Genomic DNA, 21,319 nt, shown 5'->3' on the forward strand with positions numbered 1-21,319 from the left:
GTTTTCTTTTTAGATGGTTTTAAACCAAACCCTACAAAACTAAAAGTCCAGAATCACGCAAAACGTTTACAGGTTTAGCATACCAAAACAATTCAAAATCTTCAAATTGGGTTTCAAAACTCGTTTTTAATTGCTTATACGATTGTGGTTTGTGTTGAGGTGTGATATCTTCTAAGATATCTAAAAGCCAAAGACCTTTATCTTTTTCTAGCGTAATCTGAAAGCTATCTGCCGTATCGTGAAAAGTGAATTCTAAGAAGTCTTTAGTGGTTCCTTTTTTAGTTTTTGAAAATTCAGACACTAAAGGCATGCTGCCTAACCACACAATTTTTGCGGTTGGTTTAATGTTGAAAACCGGTTCTTGTGCTAATGAATTATAAATAAAATCAGGATCGATATCGGTTTCAGGAATGTCAAAGTCGAACCAATCTTGTAAAGGAATATCAAACCCAATACCATGCATAAAATTAAAGAGTGATTTCTTCAACCCGAAGCTAAACTGCGTATGATCGATACCTGTAGAATCGGTGAAATCGACATCGTTATTCGCAAAACTGATGTTTTTGTAATTTGGAGTAATGCCATACTCTTCGGGATGTAAACCCACAGGACTATGCGCTGTTAAAGCAAATTGATGCCAAAAACCTGATTGTAACACACCAACTTCAAACAACTGACGTACCATTTCTAAACTATCTACCGTTTCTTGAACCGTTTGCGTTGGGTAGCCATACATTAAGTACGAATGCACCATAATGTTGGCTTCGGTAAAATTGCGAGTTACTTGCGCCACTTGCTCAACGGTGACTCCTTTGTCAATAAGTTTTAATAACCGATCTGACGCAACTTCCAATCCACCAGAAACAGCAATACAACCAGAGGCTTTCAATAAAATACAAAGATCTTGCGTAAAGTTTTTTTCGAATCTAATGTTGGTCCACCAGGTGACGCTGAGGTTGCGTTTTATGATTTCGAGCGCTAAAGCCTTCATCAAAGATGGAGGAGCCGCTTCATCTACATAGTGAAATCCGGTTTCGCCAGTTTGTGCAATGAGCGTTTCCATACGGTCTACTAAAAGCGAGGCCGCAACAGGTTCGTAAATTTTTATATAGTCTAAAGAGATATCGCAAAAGGTACATTTTCCCCAATAACAACCGTGTGCCATGGTGAGTTTGTTCCATCTGCCATCGCTCCATAAACTGTGCATTGGATTGGCAATTTCTATAACAGAGATATAACGGTCTAACGGTAAGTCGGAATAATCAGGAGTGCCAACATCTGCTTGTTTGTAATCTGGTGAGGTGCTGTTATTTTTATAAACGATGGTTCCGTTTTCGAGAACAAAGGTGCGTTTGAATTCCATTTCTGAGATTCTTCGCTTTGGCTCAGAATGACAAACGTTTTCATAGAGTAATTCAATTGGTAATTCACCATCATCTAAGGTGATAAAATCGAAAAATTCAAATACGCGAATGTCTGTTACAGACCGTAATTCTGTATTTGGAAATCCGCCTCCCATCGCAATTTTTATCTCAGGATAATTCGCTTTTATAAATTGTGCAGAGCGAAAGGCACTGTATAAATTCCCAGGAAACGGCACCGAAAAACAAATGAGTTTGGGCTGTGTGTCTTTAATCCGAGCGTCTAATAATTCTAATGTGATTTGATCGATATACGTTTCATCATCGTGCAGTTGTGCATAAAGCGCATCAAAGGCATTGGCACTTTGGCCTAAACGTTCAGCATAACGACTGAATCCAAAATCGGGATCAATACATTCCACAATAAAATCGGATAAATCTTCAATATAAAGCGTAGCTAAATGTTTGGCTTTGTCTTGCATGCCCATCGCACCAAACGCATAATCCATATCGTCTAGCTGTGCAAAACGCGAGGCTTGAGGTAAAAAGTTAGTGGTGCATATTTGACGAGCAAACGTTTGATTTTTACCTTGTAGAAATAAGATGATATCATCTAAAGACTTTAAATAATGGTCTTTTAAAGCATAAATGCGTTCGCAATTTTCAGATTGAATACGATCATTTTCAAACGCAAGCTGAAAAATTTCTTCAAAAGTTTCTTTTTTGAATAACTCTAAAATCACCTCAATACCCAAATCTATTTGAAACGCGCCAATCCCTTTGGTATTCAGAAAGCCTTTGAGATAGGCGGTTCCTGGATACGGAGTGTTTAATTGGGTAAATGGGGGTGTTATGAGTAAGAGGTCTTTCACGTGTTGAAATTGAAGTTGAAACTGAAAATGAAAACGAATTTGAATTTGAAGCTGAACTAGAAATTAAATTTGAATTAATTGATAACAAAGGTAGAGTTAATAATGAAATTAAAATCGAAAACTAAAAAGTTGAATGCTAAGATTGTCCCCTTGAGGGGACTTTAGGGGTGTTTTGAAAATTGAAATTGAAATCAAATGATTACAAAGATAGTTTGAAAATAGTTCTCTTTATGAGATTCTTCGCGTTGCTCAGAATGACAAAAGATAGTTACCCTTTCTTCAAAATCTCACTAACAGCTTGCTGATACGCTCTCGGATTATTCGCTTTTTTAATTTTCTTAAATGCTTTCTGCGGATTAGAAAATGATTGGGCAAAGAATTCCCAGAAGCCTTGCATTTTCATTTTAATTGGTGTGGGACCAGAAAGTGCCGCATCATATTGCTGATATATGGTGTCATGAAATTCTCTAAAAATATCCCATCGGTTTTCTGGATATTCGGTAGTATCATTTTTAATCATGCTTGGTAAAAACGGATCAGCAATGAGTCCTCTACCAATCATAAAATGATCGATACTTGGAAAACGCGTTTGCATTTCTTTCAGCTTTGTTACAGAGGTAATGTCACCATTGTAATACAATTTATGTTTGGTGCTTTCTATACATTTTTCAAAAGCTTCGAGATTGACTCCTCCTTTATAAAGTTGTTTACCGATACGTGCATGAATAGCAATGTTTTTTAGCGGATAAGCGTCTAGAATAGGGAAGGTGTCTAAAATTTCTTCCGGATGTTCGTAACCCATTCGCATTTTCATAGAAACGGTAATATCCGTTTCTTTATGTACGCGTTCTAAAATATGATTGATTTTTTCTGGGTCGCAAATGAGTCCAGAACCCATACCGCGATTTGTTACCATTGGATAGGGGCAACCTAAATTCCAGTTCAACTCTTTATATCCTAATTCCTGAATATAGTCGACCACGAATAAAAACTCATCAGCACTATTGGTCATAATTTGTGGAATGACTTCGAGTTCTGTATTGTTTTCGAGCTGTAAATCGAGTTTATAAGAGTTTTTAATAATCAACTTATTATTAAACCGAATGTAAGGAGCATAAAACGTGTCAATGCCTCCAAAATAGTGGTTAAAGGCATTCCGAAATCGGAAATCTGTAAACCCTTGTAATGGTGATGATAAAAGCGTAATGGACATTTCGTTTTATGTTTTTAAGTTGATTTTTTTACGACCGCTAAATAACAAAAAACTAATGTATTATTCTGATGAACGTACGTGGTTTATTATTTTAAATGGGTCTTAAAAAAAGTAATAGTACGTTCCCAAGATAAAGTTGCCGCTGGTTTATCATATCTTGGTGTGGTGTTATTGTGAAAACCATGATTCACTTCAGGATAGATATAAGCTGTATATTCAATATTATTGGCTTTTAAAATTTCTTCAAAAGCCGGCCAACCAGCATTGACTCTAGTGTCTAATTCCCCATATTGGAGTAGAAGTGGAGCTTTTATTTTGGCAGCATCTTCAGCTTCTGGTTGTCGGCCATAATACGGCACTGCAGCTCCCAAATCTGGTAAGCGCACGGCCATCATATTAGAAATCCATCCACCAAAACAGAACCCAACAACTCCGACGTTGCCATCACAATTGTCGTGATTTTTAAGGTAATGATAGGCAGCAATAAAATCTTCAAGCATTTCCTGTTGGTTACGCTCTTTTTGCATTGTTCTACCGTCATCATCATTACCGGGATAACCACCAAGTGGACTTAGTGCATCTGGAGCTAAAGAAATAAAACCTTCTTTTGCGGTGCGTCTGCCTACATCTTCAATATATGGATTTAAACCTCTATTTTCATGTACTACAATAACACCCGGTAATTTGGTTTTCTTATCTTTTGGTTGGGATAATAAGCCTTTTATAGTGCCACCTCCTTTTGGAGATTCATAAGTGATAAAATCAGAATCTAAAGTAGGATCAGTAGGTGCTACTAATAAATTATCGATGTAATTAGGAGATACAAAACTCAATAATGAAGAAACGGTTAAGCCACCTACAGCGTATAATGATAGCTTTTCAACAAATTGTCTTCGGTTGAGTTTGTTGTGGGCATAGTCATCGTATAAATCGAAAACTTCTTGTGTAATATCTTCTTTTTTTAAGTCTTTCATAAGTCGCTGTTTTAATTAATGGTAAACCAATGTATTAAATTACAAATTTTGAAAACTATAAACTCTTATTTTGTAATTATTTAACACGATTAAGGGTAATAGAATTATCTCCAAACGCAGTAGGTCTTTCATTATTAAAACTCAGGTCAAAAATGAAAGTATCTACATCTGTAAACTCTGCGATACCAAGAATTTTATTAGATTCTCCAGATTGTATTTTTGTAATTGTGAAATCAACTTCAATAGGGTTGGTGTCGTAATTAATGGTGTAAGTCATTTTTCCTTTTTGACCTTTGATGTAAAACTCTTTGCCACCCATAACTTCGCCATTGATTTCAAAAGCTGCATAACCGTTGTTGTCAAATGTTGTAGGTAATACCCAAAAAACCAAGTGAATAAAATAAAAAACAGTCCTCTTTACTTTTTAGAATACCAACCGAATGTAACTTATGCGGACGGAAATCCTGTAGAACATAAAAATTTAGAAAATCGCTCTGTTTTATCAAATGAACTTGTTGTTATGGTTCAAGATTACAATGGAGAAAAAGTAACTTTCACAAGTAGAACAGTAAATTATCAAGACAAGATATTTATTGCACCACTTCCAAATCCAGTACATATTCTACTCAATAGCGGAATTGAAAACTATAACCAATCTGTTACGAAATTAGGACTTTTAAGAAACGATTGTCAATTAGATAATAACGCAAATGGAATTCATATTTTGAACATTGGAATTGATAATACAAATAACAATTTTAATGATTTAGTGAAATTTAAAATGATGTCAGTAATTTCATTAGTAACATCGTTGGAGGCTTTTCTTAATCAAATCATTTCAAATGACTTTATGTATGAACAAACAAGAAATGGAAAGACAAAAAAGTTAAACAAGAAAAAAATTGAAAGTCCACAAGTTACTTTTAAAGAAAAACTAACTCTTGTGATAAATCAATTATTAGACAATCCTGATTTTTCAAAAGAAAACGAAGGAATTATTGAACGAATTACGGAACTTTATGATTTAAGAAGAGAAGTAATTCACTTAAAAACGTATTCGGAAAATGAAATGGGACTTTATTTTAAAAGCATAGGTAAACTTTTAGATATTGAACTTGAGAATATTATAATTTCAATCAGAAAATATATGAATTTAATTAAACCTAAATTTGTGGAATAAAGTACTACCTACAACAACGTATAAAATTAATTGCTTGGTACGAGCCTGCTTACGAAAATCCTCTCGGATTTTCTATTCGGTTTGTATTTGCTAAATTCGTTGCTTAACCACGCAACTAATCTTATACAAAACCGTTATATACCCAATTTGGTTTTGGTCTTCACCAGCCCATTTGCCTATGAAATCTTCTTTTTTAGTTGTGGTATTGAGTAGTAACAGTGGAATAATAAAAAATGTAAATAGATACTTCATGGTCTTTGGGTTTAAAATACTTTATTTAAAAATTGAATAACATTTTCTTGATTAGCTCTAACTAATTCTTCACGAGCAGCTATGATATCGTTTGGCTTTTTGTCTTGTGATAGTTTAAATTTTCCTTCCCAATGGGTAATTTTAATTTCAAACATTAAAATATAATCGAGATATTTATCTAATCGCGAATTATCGGTACTTAAAATGTACTTATGGTCGGGTGCTTCCAAAAATTCAGTCATGCTAATTAAAGACTGTTTTAGCGCCGTTTTATCCGGGTTTTCTTGGACTTTTCCTTTAAGATGTACCTTAATATAATTCCATGTTGGGAGTTGCGTACTCGAAAAAATACTTGGAGAAATATAACACTCTGGTCCACTAAAAATAAGCGTCACCTCAGTGTTGTTTTGCAACAATTGTGCGTGTGGATTGTTAATGTCAATATGACCAATCAATTTTCCATTACTATAAATTAATGGTAAATGCGTAATTAGCGGCTCATTATTATCAACTGAAATAACAGTTGCTAAAGGATACGTTTTTATCACTTCAATCATATGATTGATGTCGTTATCTTGATGATGTTGCGGAGGATAATTCATGTTTTATCTGCCTAAATGGGGTTTAAATCCTTGTTTTAAAATTTATACTAATTTAATGACATTCGAAATTTACAATTTTTTATCTTTAATGCATGTCAGAAAAACCAGCTTCATTTTCAATTAAAAATTGGTCTCAAGACGATCAGCCTAGAGAAAAACTCAGAGACAAAGGTAAAACAACCCTTAGTGATGCTGAGTTAATCGCTATTTTAATAGGTTCAGGAAACAGAGAGGAAAGTGCTGTGGCCTTGTGCAAGCGTATTTTTGCAAGTGTTGATAATAACTTAAATGCCTTGGGTAAACTCACTATTGCGCAACTTATGGAGTTTAAAGGTATTGGAGAAGCTAAAGCCATATCAATTGTTGCTGCATTAGAATTAGGACGTCGCCGTCGTTTGGAAGACGCTATGCAATTGGATAAGATTTCATCGAGCCGTTCGGTTTTTGATGTGATGCAACCTATACTTGGAGATTTACCACATGAAGAATTTTGGATTTTATACCTTAACAATTCTAATAAAGTGATTCGCAAAAACCAATTAAGTAAAGGAGGAATAACAGGGACTTTGGTAGATGTGCGATTGGTGCTTAAAAATGCGCTAGAAGTTGGGGCAGTAGCTTTAATATTGTGTCACAATCACCCATCGGGCACTTTAAAACCAAGTCAGGCGGATAAAGACATTACAAAAAAATTAAAAACAGCTGCTCAAAGCTTAGATATTTCGGTTTTAGATCATCTCATTATTACGGAGAATGCCTATTATAGTTTTGCTGATGAGAATCAAATGGGGTAAACTTTAAAAATAGATCCACAGACAACCGTTATAATTAGAGCGTTTACGGTTGGAATTTGTTATTTTTAACCTTTGGAATTCACAATACTTTATGCTACTCGTTTATACACATAAAATCACACCACGCGTTACCTATACGTTTAAGCATATATGCAAGCGTATTTTAGGTGTTGAGGTGCTTTTTACGTCTAAGGTTGAAGATTTTATTGCTCACGATAGTCTTAAGATGTCTTATACAAAACAGCCCTTAAGTAACGAGTTATTTATTAGAAGTAACGAGTTATTATTTGAAACAGGTCTATCGGATATCGATATTAATGTACTGCAATGGGAAAACACAAAAGGATTTTTTGCTACCGGGGAACGAAGTGATTTGCCTTTCGATATTTTTGCAGCATCTTTTTATTTATTAAGTCGGTATGAAGAATATTTACCTCATGTAAAGGATGATTACGGACGATTTTTAGCCTCTGAAAGTCTAGCGTTTGAAAATAGATTTCTACACCAACCTGTTGTAGATATTTGGGCATATAAACTTAAGGATGTTTTAAAATTACGCTTTCCAGATTATGAGTTTCCTACGCGGAACTATAAAGTACAACCTGTAATTGATGTGCCAATGGCATATTACTTTAAATACAAAGGCTTTTTAAGAACCATCGGAGGCACGTTAAATGATCTTCGGCGTTTACGAATAAAACAGTTGTATTATAGATACTCAGTGCTTTTTGGTTTAAAACGCGATCCTTACGATACGTTTAAATGGATTATTAGGAAACAAAAACAACATCCTTTTAAATTTATGGTATTGTTTCTTATAGGTGACTATTCAACCTATGATAAAAATATAAACACCAACAAAAAAGAGTTTGTTTCCCTGATTAAGTCCGTTGCCGACTATTGTGATGTAGGCTTAAAAGCGTCCTATTTTTCTTTAAATGATATTTCGATTCTAAAGAAGGAAAAAAATAAAATGGAATCCACAATACATACGGATTTAAAAGCTGTGCGTCATTCGTTTTCAAAGTTGAATTTACCAACATCGTATCGTAATTTAGTCGAATTAGAAATTCATCAAGATTTTACGATGGGTTACATTAATACATTAGGTTTTAGAGCCGGTACTTGTACGCCTTTTCAATTTTACGATTTAGACTACGAAGTGCAAACACCATTGCAAATTAATCCATACCATTGTTTAGATTTTGCATTATTGAAGTACAATTCGCAATTGGACAAAACAGAGCATTTACAAAAAATAATTAATGAAGTAAAAGCGGTAAATGGTACTTTTACACCTGTATTTCATAATTATACGTTTAGTGATTTAGAACGCTGGAAAGGCTTTAGATCATTATTTAATTTAATATTAGAATCAGCAGAATGAAAACCCAAATTAAACATGTTTTTTTCGACTTAGATCATACGCTTTGGGATTTTGATAAAAACTCAGGTTTAACCTTTGAAAAGATTTTTAATCTGAATAAGATTAATGTAAACCTTATTGATTTTTTATCGGTTTACGAACCTATCAATTTTAAGTATTGGAAGCTTTATAGAGAAGAGAAAGTCACAAAAGGAGCATTGCGCTATGGAAGATTAAAAGAGGCTTTTGATGGAGTAGGAGTTGTGGTTGAAGATGATATGATTCACCTTTTGTCTGACGCTTATATAGAACAATTATCCTCATTTAACCACCTGTTTGATGGTACTTTTGAAATTCTGGATTATTTAAAAAGTAAATATGAATTGCATATTATTACCAATGGTTTTGAAGAGGCACAAGAGAAAAAGATGACAACCTCTAATATCAGATCGTATTTTCAAACTGTTACCAATTCGGAAATGGTTGGGGTTAAAAAACCAAATCCTAAAATTTTTAATTTTGCTTTAAATTTAGCTAAGGCAAATGCCAATGAAAGTGTTATGATTGGAGACAATATTGAAGCCGATATTGAAGGTGCGCATAAAATAGGCATGCAAACCATTCATTTTGATTATAATAATTCGTATAATAATCATAGTTATAATCGCATCACGAATTTAAAAATGCTTATTAATCACCTTTAAAATTTAAATCCATGTTTAAGAAAATAATATTTACCATTTCATTTGTTATCATAAGTTGTTTAGGATATGCACAAAAAAATATGAATGATTATAAATATATAATTATTCCGAAAGCGTATGAATTCTCTAAAAGTGATGATCAGTACCAACTAAATTCTTTAACTAAATTTTTATTCAATAAGTATGGATATGACGCTTATTTTGTTGAAGAGTTACCCGAAGATTTAAAGTCAGATCGTTGTTTAGGATTAATTGCTGAGGTGTCTAATGATGAAGGTAGTTTGTTTAAAACTAAATTAGAAATTATACTGAAAGATTGTTATGATGTGGTCATTATGAAATCTCAAATAGGTGAATCAAGAGTAAAGGACTATAAAAAGGCATATAACGAAGCTTTAAGAGAAGCGTTTGAAACCTTCCAAAACTTTAAATATGAGTATGCTTCTAAAGAAAATGTTGAAGCTAAACCGAAAGAAGAAAAGCAGTCTTTAACATATGTTGAAGTTAAAGAAACTAGTAAAATAGTGGAAACTAAAATTAAACCTAAGCACGTAACTACGAAAACTGCAGCCATATCATCTAACGAAGTAAAGCAAGAGCTGTATTATGCACAAGCCATAACAAATGGATTTCAGTTAGTAAACTCAGAACCAAAGGTTGTTATGATTTTGTTGAATTCTTCAGCGAAAGATGTCTTTATCGTTAAAGATAAAAATGCCATTGTTTTTAATAAAGAAGGGCAGTGGATGTATTCTGAAAATAATGGAGCTTCAACAATAGAGAAAAAATTGAATATTAAATTCTGATTTTTCAACAACCAACAATCAACAACTAATACCCATACTTCTCTTTCCAGAGCATCTTTAAGTGATTACGCTGCGCTTGCTCTCGAGCGTTATTTCCTGGGTTGTATAATTTAGTGTTGGCTATTTCTTCTGGAAGGAATTCTTGAGCAGCAAAGTTGTTCTCGTAGCTGTGCGAATATTTGTAGGTGTCACCATAACCGAGCTCTTTCATCAGCTTCGTTGGTGCATTTCTCATAGCAATCGGAACTGATAAATCACCAGTATCCCTCACCAATTGTTGTGCCTTACCAATAGCTTCATATGCTGCATTACTTTTTGGAGAACTGGCTAAATAGGTGGCGCACTGACTTAATATAATTCGAGACTCAGGATTGCCAATAACGGATACGGCTTGAAACGTATTATTTGCAATCACTAAAGCGGTAGGATTCGCGTTCCCAATATCTTCACTAGATAAAATTAATAATCGTCTGGCAATAAACTTTACATCTTCTCCACCTTCAATCATTCTAGCTAAATAATAAACTGCAGCATTTGGATCGCTACCACGAATAGATTTTATAAATGCCGAAATAATATCGTAATGTTGTTCTCCAGCTTTGTCGTAACGAGCGGCTTTGCTTTGTACTTGTTTTGTCACTAAATCATTCGTGATAATAATTTGATCACCTTCAAACGACGCGACTAATAATTCAAAAATATTAAGTAATTTTCTAGCGTCACCTCCAGATAAGCGGAGTAAAGCTTCGGTTTCTTTTAATTCAATATTTAATTTAGAAAGAGTGGTGTCTTTTTTTATGGCACGTTGTAATAAGGCTTCTAAATCTGCTTTACTAAAAGCATTTAAAGTATAAACTTGGCAACGCGATAATAATGCAGAAATAACTTCAAAACTTGGGTTTTCTGTGGTTGCACCAATTAGCGTTACCCACCCTTTCTCAACAGCTTCTAAAAGTGAATCTTGTTGCGATTTGCTGAAACGATGAATTTCATCAATAAACAATATCGGGTTTTTTGTAGTGAACATACCACCACTTTTCTTAGCTTTATCTATAACTTCTCTAATGTCTTTAACACCAGAATTTATAGCACTTAACTTAAAGAATGGACGGTCAGATTCATTAGCAATTACATTAGCCAGTGTTGTTTTTCCAATGCCAGGAGGTCCCCAAAGTATAAGAGAAGGAATCACACCATTTTTAATTTGCTGATAGAGCATACCATTTTTACCAACTAAATGTTGCTGACTTAAATAATCATCTAATGTATTTGGTCTTAAACGTTCTGCTAATGGAATATTCATAATTCAAAATTACGAAATGCTTTTGTGATGGATTAATGAAATCTATGAAATTGATGTTAAAACTGGAGGGAATAAATTTTATGTTTCTGCCATTATTTCAGACAATTCAATTTTGGCTATAAATTTGAAAGACTTTAGTTAAATTTGAATATGAGCAAAACGCAACATTTTAAATACTCTAATACTATTATTATCTATCCTTTGATAATTTTATTTGCTATTTGGTTGGTGTTTTGGTATCAGGTTAGGATCGATAGTGGTATCAAAGCCTTCGGTATTAGACCGCAAAAGTTAGAAGGACTTTCAGGAATAATTACAAGTCCGTTTTTACACGGAGATATTAATCATATTTACAATAATTCGATTCCGCTTTTTGTGCTGACAGTCGCCTTATTTTATTTCTATAATAAGATCGCATGGAAGGTTATGAGCTTTGGTATTTTGCTTTCTGGCTTTATGACTTGGCTTATCGCTAGTTCAGGTAATCATATAGGTGCAAGTGGATTGGTTTATGTCTTAGTCAGCTTTATATTTTTTAAAGGCATATTCGCCAAACATTACCGACTTATAGCGCTATCGTTAGTTGTTATCTTTCTTTATGGAAGTATGATTTGGTATGTCTTTCCTATAAAAAGCGGAATGTCTTGGGAAGGTCACTTAAGCGGTTTAGTTACAGGTTTGGTGTTCGCTTTAATTTTTAGAAAACAAGTTGCAAAACCCGACCGTTATATATGGGAACAACCCGATTATAACGAAGATGATGATCCGTTTATGAAACACTTTGATGAAAACGGGAATTTTATTGAGTTTGAGCCCGAAGTTGAAATTGAAAATGAAGATGAACTCGAAATTGAACCTAAAATAAATCAAGCTCAAAGAATCAATTACATCTTTAAGAAAAAGGAAGACTAAATTTTATCAGCGAAAGAACAGCTAATGTGATTCAAGGTAAAAAATGATTTAAGTTCAATTTTACAATTATAGCTAAAGGCTAACTACGTTGCCTAACAGCTTCATATAAAAACGCACCACAAGCAACAGAAACATTCAAAGATTCAATCTCTCCTAATATTGGAAGTTTGGCTTGGTCATCAACTACTTTTAATACAGACGGATTAATACCTCTACCTTCAGAACCCATTATTATAGCGCACGGTTCTTTAAATGATACATCGTATAAAAAGTGCTCTGCTTTTTCTGTTGCGGCAATAACTTTTATACCTGAAGATTGCATATGAAATACAGCATCTTTTATGTGATCTACTTTGCAAATAGGCATTTTAAAGATAGCGCCAGCACTTGTTTTAATAGTATCTCCATTAATAGGAGCTCCACCTTTTTTCTGAATAATGATACCATTAACACCTGTACATTCTGCTGTACGCACAATAGCACCAAAATTTCTAACATCACTTAACTGATCTAATAAAAGAAATAATGGGGTTTTTCCAGATTCGATAACGCTCATTACTAAGTCATCGATATCATGAAACTCAATTGGTGAAATTTGAGCCACAGCTCCTTGATGATTTCCACGAGTTAAACGATTTAGTTTTTCGATAGGTACGTAAGATGAATTAATACCTGCAGAACGAATAGCTTGCTCTAGTTCTTTAAACAATTCACCTTGCAATCCTTTTTGCATAAAAACCTTATCGATGGTTTCGTTAGATTTAATGGCTTCTATAATTGCTCTAATTCCAAAAATGGTGGTTTCGTTTTTCATTTGGCGAAGGTACAAAAAAACCATCCGCATTTGCAGATGGTTTTTTTCAATTGTTAAATATAATTTGATGTTTTATGGTAGATCATCAACTTGGGCTGTACTTTTATATCCTGAGTATACCCATATTTCTCCTGGGATATCAGAAAATTCTGCCTCAAAATAGATACTATCAACTACGTCTCCTGTAGGAGTAGTAGCACCATTTTTTATAATTTGACCTCCAGTGATGGTTACAGTTACGCCATAATAGAGTTCATCTAAATCATTCCCAGAAAAAGATAATGCGTTAAAATCTACGTTAACTTTAGTCTTTAATCCCCAGCTGTGTTCTAAATCATCTATCCACATGGCATCCGTGCCATTATCAGAGGAGTTATAGGTACTTATGGTGTTAGTGCCTTGAGGAGAACCATCCCAAGTCATGTCAACAACCCATTTGCCTCTCATTTCTTCAAGTGCAATATTACTTTCATCCGCTAATGTATCATTATCGCAAGATGTAAAGGATGCCATAAAGACTATTGCTACAAATAGACAGCGAATTTTTTTGACGAGTTTATTATTATATTTCATTTTTGTTATTTTTTAATTAATAGTAAATATCAGTTTGAGTAAAGACTGTTTCAAATGCATAAGGACCAGCGTCCCAGTTAACTCTAAGTGTTAGAGTTCCTGCAACAGGATCGACTATTAAACTAGAAAAAGTATTTGTTCCTCCAAAAGTATTGGTAGTAACCGGACCTTCACTTGTAAAATTATTTGAAGGAATGTCATTGGCAACGAGTATCATACCTAATGTTGCATAAGAAACACCAAGTGCTCTTCCATATTCATACCATCCACCTTGCGCATCAGATATTGCGTATCTATTATTACCTAGGTCTTTAATTATAAATGGTCCATTATCTTGATAGCCATCAGGTGAAACTCCGTCCCTGGACACAGAGGCAGTATACATCCCAGCTATACTAGTTACTAAATCACCATTACATTCAGGGTATAAAACTTCCCTAAATGCAGTAGCTGGAATTTCGTCTTCATTAAATGCACTATATGAGACTAAATACACATCGGGTCCATCTTCTACTGATGTTCCACCAAAGTATTTTGATCTAACATTTGTATTTAAATTTATTTCTTCACCTGCGACTGATGCTACAGCACCAGGGTCTGAATAAGAGGTTGCTTCACAATCAAGAACGACATTACCACCCTCAAGGGTAATTAAAGGTAAAAAAGTTACTTGTGATTTATCATCTGCGCCAGGTGAATCAACACTAGGATCACAACTAGTCGATATCAATCCTAAGATTGAAAATATGTAAATTAAATATTTAGATTTTTTCATTTTCATTTTTTTAAATTAATTATCCCAAAAGATATTATCTGTTATACTTCGCTGTGAAGGTGCATTAGGGTTTAAGCTTCTTTCAGTTTGTGGATAAAGCCATGCAGAAGGAAATTCTCCAGCAGGTAGTACAGATAATGGCGGTGTTTGCCAAATCCCCTCAGTAAATAGTCTGCTTGTAGGTCTATCAAAGCGACGTGCTTCAATCCAACCCTCATCTTCTTGTGTTCCATTTAAGGATATCCATTTCTGAACTCCTATCAAATCCAGTCTATCATCTAAAGAAGCAGAACTTGAATATCCTAGAGAACTAATGTATGAAGCGGCATCTAATCCCATATAAGTAAAGTTCAGATCAATTGCAGTTGCAAAAGCATTAGTTTCATCATCACCTGTACCATATCTAGCATCAGCTTCAGATCTAAGGAACCAAACTTCCCACGGGCTCATTAAAATAACTGGATTGTTAGAACCGTAAGCATAATCACTTGCCAAACTATAATCCGTGTCTGTAGCCGTAAAAGGTTCATCGTCAATGGTCCCTTGGTCAATACCACGTATAGCTCCAACAGAGGTTCCGGATGTTGCTACATTATAAAACACCTGGTCCCTTGGATCATTTAATGACTCAAGCTCATTTAGGGTACCGTTACTAGCGAAATAAAACATTCCGACGCCGAATTCAGCTCTGGCGAACATAGGATTTTGATCTCCTGACGCTCCAGAATAATTCATTGACGGCATATCGTCAACAGTTTCTATAAATGTACCATTGCTAATTAAATTCTGTACGGCAGCCGACGGTGAAGATACTTCAGAAGTTCTCATTAGTACTCTTAACTTTAAAGAGTTGGCAAATTTAATCCATTTGGAAAGATCTCCGTTATATATAAAATCATCCGTTCCAATATCCCCATCTACTGCAGCATCCAATTCACTAAGTGCATCATCCAACATAGTAACAAGAGCAGGGTAAATAGTGGATTGTGCTGAATCATAACTTGGAGCTAAATTAGATCCATCTGCTATGGCACCAGATAGAGCTTCTGTGAATGGAATATCTCCAAAATGATCTACTAAACCTTGAAATATATAAGCTTTTAAAACTTTTGAAACACCTCGATAAGCTGCTGAACTACTATTCTTATCGATATAATCTAAATCCGCGAGTGAATTGGCATAAGCACGTTGCCAATATCCATCATTATCCCCAGCTTGTTGAACGTAGCGTTCTGAATTTCCTATGGCAACACCTATACCCCAAGTGTAGTATTGGCTCCATACAAATGAGTCGCTGTAATTCAAATCAGTATCAATGATATAACCCAAAAAACCTAAAGAAGAACTCAAAATTTGGGCATCATCTGCAGTTGGGAATGTGTTAGGGTCTATATTAATCTCATCTAAACTTTCTTCGCAAGAAAAGTAAAAGACCGTTAGACAGCATATTATAATTGTTTTTATTGTGTTTTTCATGTTCTTTTTTTTAAAATGACAATTGTACATTAAGACCAATACTTCTTGAAGAAGGCGTTTGAGAGGTTTCTATCCCTTGTGCATTACCCGTTAAGGCAGGCCCATTGACTTCAGGGTCGGCGTATTTATTTTCATCAGGCAACCAATACCAGAGATTCTTACCATAAATAGATAATTTGACATTATTGATAAAGGCATCCTCTAAAAATTTTTGAGGCAGATTATAACTCAATTCTACTTCTCTTAACTTTACATAGCTAGCATCTATTAATTGAGTTGAGACAGGAGCATCATAGTTGGTATAATAATCCTGTTCCGTAATAGCAACGGTATTTTCAGAGAAAGTACCATCTCCATTATCGACTACAGAATTGGGAAATATAAAAGACTCCCTATTATAAATTGTGGTATTTACTCCAGTTCCATTAAATTCACCATTGTATTTAGATTGGGAAGCAAATAGACCTCCTTTTTTCATGTCGAACAAGACACGCATTCCAAATCCTTTATAATTAACATTGGTGCCAAAACTCAATAAATAGTCAGGTTGAAAATTTCCTAAAATCAAATCTTCATCAGGATAGACTGGAAAACCTGTATTGCCATCAACTATAACTTGCCCTTGATCGTTATATTTAAAATCATTACCTTTAAATGCACCGTATGGTAAACCTTCTTTAGCAACTAAAGTTACCGTTGTACCAGCGGCAAAGCCAAATGTCCCAAGTGTTAACTCATCTAAGTCGTCTGTAATTTTAACGACCTCGTTATCATTTTTTGCATAGGACCCAAACAGTTCAAAATCCAGTCCGTCAACAACTCCATTAAGCGGTTTTAAGCTTAAAGTTAGCTCATGACCTTTATTTTCCATTCTTCCAATGTTTACAGCAGTTTGAGTATATCCTGTAGATCTTGGAAGATCTATTGTTACAATTTGGTCATCATGGATGGAGTGATAATAGGTGTAGGCTATGTTAATTTTATTTTTAAAGAAACTCAAATCAGCACCAACTTCATAAGTCGTTGTTAATTCAGGTTTAAGGTTAGGATTTCCTATTACATCACCTAGAGTAAACCCAGGGGTGTTACCAATTGGAAAGAAGAGTGAAAAATCACCTAGATTTGCAATATTAGGATTTCCATCAAAATAAGAATCTAAGAGGTATATACCTGCATCTTTACCAGAAGTACCATAACTTCCTCGAAGCTTACCGTAAGTTAGAACATCGTTTTTAATATTAAAAAGATCTGTAAATATTATGGATCCACCAACAGCACCATATAAAAAAGAGTTGTTTTCAGCCGGTAATGTAGAAGACCAGTCATTTCGTGCGGACACTTCTAAAAATGCAGCATTTTTATAGCCTAAAGTAGCATTAGCTAAAGCGCCATATATCCTATATTTACTCCTAAACATGGCTGATGTTGGGGTTTGTACACTGTTAGATAAATTGTAAACTCCGTCAACGACCAAACCACCAATAGTGCTTCCGGTTAAACTCTTATATTCTCTTTGAAAGAAATTGTAACCAGCGGTAACGTCTAATTTAATGTTTTCACTTAAGTCATTCGTGTAATTTGCCAAAATTGAAGCGTCTAAATTTATACTTCTACTGTTAAAATTAGTGTAGTCCCCTAGGGAGGTATGTCTGCCTCCACGAGTTGTTTGTTCAAAATTATCGATCCATACAATTTGTTCTGCAGGGGAATAACTAGGTGTCCAAATATCAGTTTGCGTAGACACGATATTTCCTCCAAAACGTCCAGTAAGTGATAAATTTTTGTAAAGGTCATAGGTTACGGATACATTGGCAAGAAGGTTATCAATTGCTGCCTCATTACCATATTCGTTTAATATATAGTAAGGGTTTACCGAAGAATACGATCCCCAATAGCCATCTGTATCATGAAACGGACTCGTATAGTCCCTTAATTCCGACAAGGGTATATTAATAGGAGATTGTAAGGCCATTGCATAAGCATTATTTCCTTCAAAAGCACGGGATCCTTCTTGTGCCGTATTTTGTCTTACGTTGGCATAACTAACTTTAAAAGCAGACTGTAATTTATCACTTAATTTTGCCGAAGAGTTGAACGTAAAGTTATTCCTCTTGTAATAGGTATTATCCAAAGTACCCGTTTGATCCGTGTTTCCAAAAGAAGTAAAATAATTATATCCATCCTTAGATCCAGAAACGCTAACGTTATGACTAGTAGTGTAACCTGTATTGAAAAAGTCTTTTAGTTGATTTCTTACGGCGCTATAAGGTCTGGTTAGGGATTCCAATGCTCCATCACCATCGGAATCAATTGGACTGGTCCATGGACGTACAACACCATCAAATGCTGGTCCCCAAGACCAGTTCTCACCTGAATCTAAACTAGCGGTATCAAACCCTTGTCCGAATTCATTTTGGCGTTGTAAAACAATTATAGCGTTGTCCATTGATGTTGAGCCATTGTAGTTCACTTTCATCTTGCTACCTTTTCCACTTTTAGTAGTTACCAATACGACTCCTGATGCACCACGTGATCCATAAAGCGACGTTGCTGATGGACCTTTAAGTATCGTTACCGACTCAATATCGTCAGGGTTAATGTCATTGAATCTATTACCATAATCCGCATATCCCGTAGTGGATGCACCAGCACCACCTCGAGTTGTAGAGTTGTCAATGGCAATTCCGTCAACAATAATTAGCGCATTGTTATTACCAGTAAGGGAACCTTCACCTCTCAGTACAATTCTTGTAGAAGCTCCTACAGACCCTGAGCCGGTTGATAATTTTACACCAGCTGCCTTACCTCTTAATGCTTCTAAAGCGTTTTTATTTGGAGTAGATAGTAAGTCTTCTGATTTTAATGTTTGGTTGGCGTAAACAACCTGTCTAGCATTTCGATCACCGGTGCCTATCGCAGTAATTACAACTTCATCAAGAGCTGATGTATCTTCGAGAAGCTGCACATTGATAATATTCGAGGCACTTACGACCATTTCTTGGGGTACATATCCGACATAGCTAAATACTAAAGTGCTACCAGTATTTGCACTAATTGAATACTTACCATCAAAATCCGTAGATACACCATTGGAAGTACCTTTAACTAAAACAGTTGCTCCAGGTAAGGGCAGGCTAGAGTCATCTGTAACTGTACCTGAAATTATTTTCTCTTGCGCAAACGAGATCTGAGCAAGAAGCACTAATATAAGTGCTAACATTCCTTTGAAGTTTGTTTTCATATTTATTATAGATTAGATGTGATTGTTATCAAATATGGTAAAATTTTGTTAAAAATCCTATAATTACATAATAAATATTATTGCGAGGAATTGTTTTGAGGTTTTTTTGCTATCAATGTGGGCTTGCCATCTCTTTAAAGTACTGTGGATAGGGTGAATTTGTTTTGTTAGGTGTAAGTGACTTTATTGTAGGTTATTACTAATTGTATCACTATAACTAAGGATTGTTTAAAGACTATTTTTAATTGGAAGAGGAAGGATTTCTGAATTTGTCAGAACAAGCTTAGATTAAGGCTGGGGTTATTTATTAAAAACTATCGAATCTACCTTTGTTTTAGATCAGTTTTTTACTTTTACCAGTATTGGGTAAATAAATTTTAAATAGGCTATACTAGTTTGTTTTAATGAATATAATATAGTTGCCTCTGTTTTCTTGACTAATTGTGTAATGGGAATATTCGTTTAAATTTTAGAAACTCAATCCTAATCATCTATTTGTAGGATTAGCTTATGATTTGGTAAGCGTTAATAATCATAAATTTTTACCGTTCGTTTATATTTAAAACCACTAGAAAGTAGCCGTTAAACTAAGGTGTACTTTTGAATCCGATAATTTAAACTGTCTATTTTCTGTCTTTCCGCTAGAGTAATTTAAACGAAAAAGTCCGGCATTGGTCAGTAGGCCTAAACCAAATCCAAAACCAAAGAGTTTTTCTTTAGTGTCTGTAAGTTTGTTTTCAAAATATGCAGCATCTAAAACGGAATGTACATATAAACTAGTGCTGAGGCGATAGCGGTACTCTGTACTTAGAACGCCGTACAGATTGGCTACTAAGCTGTTTTCTTCAAAGCCACGTATAGAATTGATACCACCAAAACGAAACAATTCATTATCTAAATAATTGTCAGAAGCTAATGTGGCACTGTTTATTCTGGTGTAAAAGCTATTTTTATTATTAAGATTGAAAATTTTATAGGTGTCTAATGTGAATACTGTTTGGTTTTCTTTTCCTAAATTATTGGTTCTACTTCCAAGTCCAGATGAAAAATCGAACCAGAAATTTATCGGAAATAAAGGGTCGTAGGACTGCGATTTTGTGTAATTATAATGAAGTGTGTAGTAATTGGATTTGTAATCGTTTAATATATCAGTATCATTTTCTAATAAATTAGTGGATGTAGTGGTGTTGATTCCAACTCCTACTTTGTGCTGAGCATTAATGAGGTAGTTAATTTTAGCATATTGTTTAGCATTTAGAAACGTTGAATCTTTTCTAAAAATATTAAGACCAACTTGAAGTCCAATAGGGGAGCTAAATAAATAAGGTAAATCGGCATCAACCATAAAGGTTTGTTGGTCTATTTCGTCACTTTTATATTGTAGATTTAGTGTTTCACCAAAATTCAGATTATTAATGAGTCTTAAATCTAAATACCCATCAAATTCAATTTTATTGGTGTTTTCGTTGGTGCCAAAACCTAAGAAGCCATCAAAGCTATTCGTTTTTGTTTTCTCTACATATATATATAGTGTAGTAGAATCTTGAGTGAAAAGTACTTCGGGATCTTTTATTTTGGAAGCAAAGCGTAATTCATTTAATAACTCTACCTTTTCTTTTATCGCATTTAGGTTGAAGGATTTTCCAGTCTTCAATTTCATAAAATGTTTGAGATAAGATTTCGGGAACTTTTCGTAGCCTTTAATAATGATCTTGTCAATACGTCGTTTTTCGTTGGAAACAATTTTTAAATCTGCAAATAATAATTCGGGAGTCAACTTGGTAATATTTATAAGTTGTAACGTCGAAAACGGGTCACCTTGTTCGGCTATTCTAGAATTTAAGCTTTTTAGATAGGTTTCGAGTTCTGTTATTTTAAGTTCGAAGAAATGTTTGTCATTTGAATTGCTGTTTGATTTTAAAAGAGCAACGTTGAAACTCGAATCGTAATACACTCGGATTTTCTGTACTCGTTTCCCTAGTCTGAATTGCGCATTAAATAGTGTATCATTCTGTTTGCTTACGGTTTCAATAGTGGTATTTATATAACCTTGCTTCGTTAGCTTTTCTTTTAATAGATTGATTTCTGATTGCAAGCCATT

19 protein-coding genes are annotated in these 21,319 nt (G+C 34.4%); 6 read left to right on the plus strand and 13 right to left on the minus strand.

From position 1 onward, the window contains the following. Window positions 1–31 precede the first annotated feature (31 nt). From HM984_RS05405 to HM984_RS05420, 4 genes are all read right to left on the minus strand, one after another. Window positions 32–2,233, minus strand: a complete 2,202-nt coding sequence (locus tag HM984_RS05405; protein ID WP_179348430.1) for a B12-binding domain-containing radical SAM protein — start codon at window positions 2,231–2,233, stop codon at window positions 32–34. Between the two features lie 268 nt (window positions 2,234–2,501). Then, window positions 2,502–3,446: a tRNA dihydrouridine synthase gene (locus HM984_RS05410; protein ID WP_179348431.1), complete on the minus strand. Its 945-nt coding sequence runs from the start codon at window positions 3,444–3,446 to the stop codon at window positions 2,502–2,504. An 86-nt stretch (window positions 3,447–3,532) separates the two neighbouring features. Then, complete coding sequence (locus HM984_RS05415) at window positions 3,533–4,420, minus strand: dienelactone hydrolase family protein (protein ID WP_179348432.1); 888 nt, start codon at window positions 4,418–4,420, stop codon at window positions 3,533–3,535. A gap of 76 nt (window positions 4,421–4,496) precedes the next feature. Then, the gene (locus HM984_RS05420) at window positions 4,497–4,811 is read right to left on the minus strand and encodes a hypothetical protein (protein ID WP_179348434.1); all 315 of its coding nucleotides are present in this window, start codon (window positions 4,809–4,811) and stop codon (window positions 4,497–4,499) included. Here HM984_RS05420 and HM984_RS05425 point away from each other — a divergent pair, their 5' ends adjacent. Continuing rightward, complete coding sequence (locus HM984_RS05425; protein ID WP_179348436.1) at window positions 4,812–5,600, plus strand: hypothetical protein; 789 nt, start codon at window positions 4,812–4,814, stop codon at window positions 5,598–5,600. A gap of 90 nt (window positions 5,601–5,690) precedes the next feature. On the opposite strand, the gene HM984_RS05430 is transcribed toward HM984_RS05425, so the two are convergent. Both HM984_RS05430 and HM984_RS05435 read right to left on the minus strand, forming a co-directional pair. After that, the gene (locus HM984_RS05430) at window positions 5,691–5,852 is read right to left on the minus strand and encodes a hypothetical protein (RefSeq protein WP_179348437.1); all 162 of its coding nucleotides are present in this window, start codon (window positions 5,850–5,852) and stop codon (window positions 5,691–5,693) included. 11 nt (window positions 5,853–5,863) lie between these two features. Beyond that, complete coding sequence (locus HM984_RS05435) at window positions 5,864–6,454, minus strand: FMN-binding negative transcriptional regulator (protein WP_179348439.1); 591 nt, start codon at window positions 6,452–6,454, stop codon at window positions 5,864–5,866. Between the two features lie 92 nt (window positions 6,455–6,546). Between HM984_RS05435 and radC the strand changes: the two genes are divergently transcribed. The 4 genes from radC (at window position 6,547) to HM984_RS05455 (ending at window position 10,124) form a co-directional block, all read left to right on the plus strand. Then, on the plus strand, window positions 6,547–7,248 hold the full coding sequence (gene radC, locus HM984_RS05440) for a RadC family protein (RefSeq protein ID WP_115811064.1): 702 nt from the start codon (window positions 6,547–6,549) through the stop codon (window positions 7,246–7,248). 91 nt (window positions 7,249–7,339) lie between these two features. Next, window positions 7,340–8,635, plus strand: coding sequence for a polysaccharide deacetylase family protein (locus HM984_RS05445; protein WP_115811062.1), 1,296 nt, complete (start codon window positions 7,340–7,342; stop codon window positions 8,633–8,635). Next, window positions 8,632–9,318, plus strand: coding sequence for a YjjG family noncanonical pyrimidine nucleotidase (locus HM984_RS05450; RefSeq protein ID WP_179348440.1), 687 nt, complete (start codon window positions 8,632–8,634; stop codon window positions 9,316–9,318). The genes HM984_RS05445 and HM984_RS05450 overlap by 4 nt, the downstream gene beginning before the upstream one ends. A gap of 11 nt (window positions 9,319–9,329) precedes the next feature. Further along, on the plus strand, window positions 9,330–10,124 hold the full coding sequence (locus HM984_RS05455; RefSeq protein ID WP_179348441.1) for a hypothetical protein: 795 nt from the start codon (window positions 9,330–9,332) through the stop codon (window positions 10,122–10,124). 25 nt (window positions 10,125–10,149) lie between these two features. Here HM984_RS05455 and HM984_RS05460 read toward each other — a convergent pair whose 3' ends face one another. Beyond that, complete coding sequence (locus HM984_RS05460) at window positions 10,150–11,427, minus strand: replication-associated recombination protein A (RefSeq protein ID WP_179348442.1); 1,278 nt, start codon at window positions 11,425–11,427, stop codon at window positions 10,150–10,152. Between the two features lie 150 nt (window positions 11,428–11,577). On the opposite strand from HM984_RS05460, the gene HM984_RS05465 reads away from it, so the two are divergent. After that, window positions 11,578–12,339 (plus strand): rhomboid family intramembrane serine protease, encoded by a 762-nt coding sequence (locus HM984_RS05465; RefSeq protein WP_179348444.1) that lies wholly within the window; start codon window positions 11,578–11,580, stop codon window positions 12,337–12,339. A gap of 79 nt (window positions 12,340–12,418) precedes the next feature. Here the strand turns inward: HM984_RS05465 and rlmB are convergent, their stop codons facing one another. From rlmB to HM984_RS05495, 6 genes are all read right to left on the minus strand, one after another. Next, complete coding sequence (rlmB, locus tag HM984_RS05470; protein ID WP_179348445.1) at window positions 12,419–13,153, minus strand: 23S rRNA (guanosine(2251)-2'-O)-methyltransferase RlmB; 735 nt, start codon at window positions 13,151–13,153, stop codon at window positions 12,419–12,421. 72 nt (window positions 13,154–13,225) lie between these two features. Continuing rightward, complete coding sequence (locus HM984_RS05475; RefSeq protein WP_179348447.1) at window positions 13,226–13,726, minus strand: lipid-binding protein; 501 nt, start codon at window positions 13,724–13,726, stop codon at window positions 13,226–13,228. A 16-nt stretch (window positions 13,727–13,742) separates the two neighbouring features. After that, on the minus strand, window positions 13,743–14,501 hold the full coding sequence (locus HM984_RS05480) for a BT_2262 family domain-containing protein (RefSeq protein ID WP_179348448.1): 759 nt from the start codon (window positions 14,499–14,501) through the stop codon (window positions 13,743–13,745). Between the two features lie 15 nt (window positions 14,502–14,516). Further along, window positions 14,517–15,977 (minus strand): SusD/RagB family nutrient-binding outer membrane lipoprotein, encoded by a 1,461-nt coding sequence (locus HM984_RS05485; protein ID WP_179348450.1) that lies wholly within the window; start codon window positions 15,975–15,977, stop codon window positions 14,517–14,519. A 10-nt stretch (window positions 15,978–15,987) separates the two neighbouring features. Further along, window positions 15,988–19,218, minus strand: a complete 3,231-nt coding sequence (locus HM984_RS05490; protein WP_179348451.1) for a SusC/RagA family TonB-linked outer membrane protein — start codon at window positions 19,216–19,218, stop codon at window positions 15,988–15,990. Window positions 19,219–19,786: 568 nt separating this feature from the next. Further along, complete coding sequence (locus HM984_RS05495) at window positions 19,787–21,313, minus strand: POTRA domain-containing protein (RefSeq protein ID WP_257018451.1); 1,527 nt, start codon at window positions 21,311–21,313, stop codon at window positions 19,787–19,789. Between the last annotated feature and the right edge of the window lie 6 nt (window positions 21,314–21,319).

Origin of the sequence: Winogradskyella pacifica, from assembly GCF_013403915.1 — a bacterium.
Classification (GTDB): domain Bacteria; phylum Bacteroidota; class Bacteroidia; order Flavobacteriales; family Flavobacteriaceae; genus Winogradskyella; species Winogradskyella pacifica.

Excerpts from the sequence above, each read along its gene's own strand:
- HM984_RS05410 (WP_179348431.1), bottom strand. The coding sequence starts at position 3,446 with ATGTCCATTACGCTTTTATCATCACCATTACAAGGGTTTACAGATTTC.
- HM984_RS05415 (WP_179348432.1), bottom strand. The coding sequence starts at position 4,420 with ATGAAAGACTTAAAAAAAGAAGATATTACACAAGAAGTTTTCGATTTA.
- HM984_RS05430 (WP_179348437.1), bottom strand. The coding sequence starts at position 5,852 with ATGAAGTATCTATTTACATTTTTTATTATTCCACTGTTACTACTCAAT.
- HM984_RS05435 (WP_179348439.1), bottom strand. The coding sequence starts at position 6,454 with ATGAATTATCCTCCGCAACATCATCAAGATAACGACATCAATCATATG.
- radC (WP_115811064.1), top strand. The coding sequence starts at position 6,547 with ATGTCAGAAAAACCAGCTTCATTTTCAATTAAAAATTGGTCTCAAGAC.
- HM984_RS05445 (WP_115811062.1), top strand. The coding sequence starts at position 7,340 with ATGCTACTCGTTTATACACATAAAATCACACCACGCGTTACCTATACG.
- HM984_RS05450 (WP_179348440.1), top strand. The coding sequence starts at position 8,632 with ATGAAAACCCAAATTAAACATGTTTTTTTCGACTTAGATCATACGCTT.
- HM984_RS05455 (WP_179348441.1), top strand. The coding sequence starts at position 9,330 with ATGTTTAAGAAAATAATATTTACCATTTCATTTGTTATCATAAGTTGT.
- HM984_RS05460 (WP_179348442.1), bottom strand. The coding sequence starts at position 11,427 with ATGAATATTCCATTAGCAGAACGTTTAAGACCAAATACATTAGATGAT.
- HM984_RS05465 (WP_179348444.1), top strand. The coding sequence starts at position 11,578 with ATGAGCAAAACGCAACATTTTAAATACTCTAATACTATTATTATCTAT.
- rlmB (WP_179348445.1), bottom strand. The coding sequence starts at position 13,153 with ATGAAAAACGAAACCACCATTTTTGGAATTAGAGCAATTATAGAAGCC.
- HM984_RS05475 (WP_179348447.1), bottom strand. The coding sequence starts at position 13,726 with ATGAAATATAATAATAAACTCGTCAAAAAAATTCGCTGTCTATTTGTA.
- HM984_RS05480 (WP_179348448.1), bottom strand. The coding sequence starts at position 14,501 with ATGAAAAAATCTAAATATTTAATTTACATATTTTCAATCTTAGGATTG.
- HM984_RS05485 (WP_179348450.1), bottom strand. The coding sequence starts at position 15,977 with ATGAAAAACACAATAAAAACAATTATAATATGCTGTCTAACGGTCTTT.
- HM984_RS05490 (WP_179348451.1), bottom strand. The coding sequence starts at position 19,218 with ATGAAAACAAACTTCAAAGGAATGTTAGCACTTATATTAGTGCTTCTT.